Origin of the sequence: uncultured Virgibacillus sp., assembly GCF_947495635.1 — a bacterium.
Taxonomy (GTDB): domain Bacteria; phylum Bacillota; class Bacilli; order Bacillales; family Amphibacillaceae; genus Virgibacillus; species Virgibacillus salarius.
Map to the genome: position 1 here is coordinate 1 of NZ_CANMAB010000177.1, position 3,770 is coordinate 3,770.

General features: G+C 35.9%; 4 protein-coding genes and 1 other annotated feature. Of the genes, 2 read left to right on the plus strand and 2 right to left on the minus strand.

Features of this window, described 5'->3' with window-relative positions; translation table 11 throughout:
• Positions 1-88: 88 nt before the first annotated feature.
• Positions 89-296 (minus strand) — a binding site (T-box leader).
• A 443-nt stretch (positions 297-739) separates the two neighbouring features.
• The gene (locus tag Q1A47_RS20205) at positions 740-1,198 is read right to left on the minus strand and encodes an Rrf2 family transcriptional regulator (protein WP_166530776.1); all 459 of its coding nucleotides are present in this window, start codon (positions 1,196-1,198) and stop codon (positions 740-742) included.
• A 197-nt stretch (positions 1,199-1,395) separates the two neighbouring features.
• Here Q1A47_RS20205 and Q1A47_RS20210 point away from each other — a divergent pair, with 197 nt between their 5' ends.
• Positions 1,396-2,037, plus strand: a complete 642-nt coding sequence (locus Q1A47_RS20210) for an NAD(P)-dependent oxidoreductase (RefSeq protein ID WP_166530777.1) — start codon at positions 1,396-1,398, stop codon at positions 2,035-2,037.
• Between the two features lie 664 nt (positions 2,038-2,701).
• Entirely contained in the window at positions 2,702-2,902 is a 201-nt protein-coding gene (locus tag Q1A47_RS20215; RefSeq protein WP_034679208.1) for an aspartyl-phosphate phosphatase Spo0E family protein, read from the plus strand.
• An 8-nt stretch (positions 2,903-2,910) separates the two neighbouring features.
• Here the strand turns inward: Q1A47_RS20215 and Q1A47_RS20220 are convergent, their stop codons facing one another.
• On the minus strand, positions 2,911-3,183 hold the full coding sequence (locus Q1A47_RS20220; protein ID WP_166530778.1) for a hypothetical protein: 273 nt from the start codon (positions 3,181-3,183) through the stop codon (positions 2,911-2,913).
• Positions 3,184-3,770: the final 587 nt, after the last annotated feature.

A 3,770-nucleotide genomic window follows, 5' to 3' on the forward strand; every position in this document is an offset into this window, starting at 1 on the left:
AGATTTTTCTGTTACAACTCTACAAGTTTAATTCTCACACAGGCAGAGCCTGTGGTTTAAAAAACATCAATAAAAAATCTCGCCTCCATATAGAGACGAGATTTACCCGCGGTACCACCCTGATTATTCCTAAGAATCTGACTTTAATGTATAACGATCATTACCCGTCCATCCCTACTCATGTTCAAGATGGCTTCTCAGAAGTCCGGTTCATTACAACGTAACTATTAGGCTCGCACCATATCCTAACTCGCTTTAGTTACTATCATAATTACTCTCTTCTTCACAGAATTAATTATTATTTTCGTTATCATACCTAAATTACTGCTTACTGTCAATTTTGATTTGATGGTTTTTACCATTCTGTCTTCAAAAGTACATAATAATACTCATCTCACCATTCATCAACATGAGGGATACAAGCATTAAAGAATCTTACTCTTCGCATATCCAGCTTTTCCATCACTGTACATGACGTCATATTTTCTGGCTGATAGGTCGCGGTAATTCTTTATAATTTCAGCTTTTCAAATACGTAGTTCAGAACAGATCGTGCAGCTTGAGTGGCATAACCATGTTTATCCCCCACTTATTGTTCATGCCACAAGGATATGACCTAAAGAGACCTTTGAACAATCGGACATATAACTGGCAGGGGGCTTACTGCCAGTTATATATGGGAGACATTTTCTACGCCTCCTCGTTGCTATGTTCACCCTTAATGTAACCTGATTATTGGTTAGCACTCACGTTGATTTTGATCAGCAACGGATTCTTCCTGCTTTAAAATATCTGAAACTACATCCTGAATCGTAACATTTTCCAATGACTTTTCTAATGCACGCTGCGCGGATGAAAATAATGGCTCAATAGCCGTTTGAATATTTCTTCCAACAAGACAGGAAGGGTTTGGACTTTCATGTCTTCCAAATAAATCTTTTTCTTGGACTACATTAACCGCCTTGTATACATCAAGTAAGGTGATATCAGATAAATCCTTGGCTAGTTCGGCACCAGCCACACCTGGGCGAACGTTTACTAACTGAGCTTTCTTAAGCATACCTATAATTTTTCTTATAACGACGGGATTCGTATTCACACTTTTAGCTATATATTCAGATGTATTAACATCTTCCTGGTTAATTCCAAGTAGAGATAATATATGAATACCAACAGCAAAGCGACTACTAATAGACATAGTGTTTCATTCCTTTAATAGATATTTATTATAATTATATATGATCAAAGTTGTAATAAAAAGAGTTACAATCGTTAAACCTAATAGGAAAAATAATTAAAATAAGCTATTAACGCTTGACAACAATCAACCTGTAACTTATATTATTACATGTAACATAAATAGTTACAAATAATCATTCCTGGAGGTTGTTATAAATGAAGATTGGAATTATTGGCGCTAGCGGTAAATCCGGAAGCCTTATTTTAAAGGAGGCCGTAAAAAGAAACCACGATGTAACAGCAATCGTAAGAGATGCTAAAAAAGTATCGAATGATACAGTGAACGTAATCGAGAAAAATATTTTTGATATAAAAACGGAAGATATAAAGCCTTATGATGTCATAGTTAATGCATTTAATGCACCTCATGGTGAGGAGCACCAGCATATTGATGCTGGTAGAGTATTAATAAACGCACTAAAGCAAGCACCACATACACGATTAATAGTGGTTGGGGGAGCTGGAAGCTTATTTGCTGATGAAAATAAAAGTACGCTCTTATTAGATACCCCTGATTTTCCGAAAGCATACCTTCCTACTGCTTCAAATATGGGAGAAAACCTTAAAGAACTACAAAATACAGTGGGGATTCAATGGACCTATATTAGCCCTGCTGCCATCTTTGATCCAGAAGGTCAACGGACTGGTTCATACCGATTAGGGAAAGACACGCTGATGCTAAATAATAAAGGAGAAAGTTACATTAGCTATGCAGACTATGCCATTAGTGTAGTGGATGAAATCGAAAATCCTCAACATAAAAATGAGCGTTTTACAGTAGTAGGAGAAGCTAAATAAAGATAAACTCAATTACGATCGGAACGTGGAGCTGTTTTGTCCATCAATAAACAAAACAGCTCCATTTATATGTGGGATAAAAAGGGTGAACGTAAACAGTTGAAAAGATCTTATCTAAATCATGTCATCTATATATAAATCTAGAAGATGGTATAGAGGACATAAACTAAAAACTCTGCCCATTCTAATGGAGAACAATACACTTCGCTATCTCCGGTAATATACGTAGCCTCCTTTGAAAAAAGAACACTTTTTTCTGCGTACGATATTATCGCTGCCGAAGGTACCTTATCCTATCATAAAAAGACATTGTTAAACCCAGATAGTGTCAGCGCGAGGGGGCTTACCAACCACTACAGAGAGCTTAGTTGTACGGACCATCATTTTTATTTTTTAAAAATATACTCTTACATTTAAAATATACTCCTATTATTTCTATATAAGGTATTTTATTGTAATTATGGTACATAATACCCTTTGTTTTCTTAACTATTTTTCATTTGCTGTGGGCCAAAATGCGTGTAAACACTGTCGAATTTCACAACCTTTTGACTTTCTTTGTTGAATCTATTGCATTTTATCACGGAAATAATCATACTTATTTTTGTGTGTTTGAGACTTACGCCCTAACAATTTGTTAATGATGAAAGGAAGATTTAAGAAGATGGAAATTATTGAATCAAAATCTACTAATTTAAGTAAGAGAATTGATAGTAAGAAAAGAGAGATGATTGAGCTTGGTTTAAAGTATGGATTAACAGATAGCAGAACCATCCGTTGCAGCCAACAGCTCGATTCCCTTTTAAATATGCAAACAAGCATGAAAAAATTATATCTTGTCGGGTTAGTTGTAGGAATGAACTGAATGACTTTTCATTCATTCCCTGTAGTATACATAGATCGAATCTTTTCTAAATCATCTAAAATCTGGTTAACATCCTTTTGTTTTAAATAGATTGGCATTTGATCATATAGCGTTAATACTTGACCAGTTTCATTATTGGTTTGATTCAAATAATCATGCAGCTTGTTCAATTGATATTCGGTGAGAACAGATTCCATAGATAACTGTTTAAACTGCTTCCACTCAAATTCATTTGTTTCTAGATCTAAATCACCAGAAATAAGCTGACCAGTAAACTTCAAATTTATCAACTCCACTTAGATATTTCTTTTAGCTTATCCGATTCACATAAATATATGCTCTAGAGCTTGAGTTAAGCATTGCGTCCTATCTTGGTGTGATAAACTAAAGCTTCAATCAGTTGGGGGGATTGTTATCCCCCACTTATCAATATTGATTTCACTTAATTGCTTGAAGTAGGGATATTACTGCCAGTTATCTGTGAGATAGAGAGGATGGGACAAAACACTCAAAATACGAATAATCATGTTATTAATAGGAGGGTCATCGCCGCACCGTGAAAATATACGCGCTTTCCGCGGGCACGCCTCAACTAACTCGATAAATAAAAACACGTTACCAAGGGAGCTTCGGACTCGTGCTGTTCCTGCCGGAGTCAAATTATTTATTAATAAGAAAAACTGAGGAAAATTCGCTCAGTCCTTATCACTACATGCTAGATTTACGCTTCCTCTAGTAGCTATTATGGAATCACTCCGGCTGCCCACTTCCCTTTCCGTGGGGTTTGTCCTTCAGCTAACTTTTTTAGCAAAACCCGCTCAAAAAAGTGGATCTTCAGGTCAAACATTTCCCACAGGAGTTGAAGTGG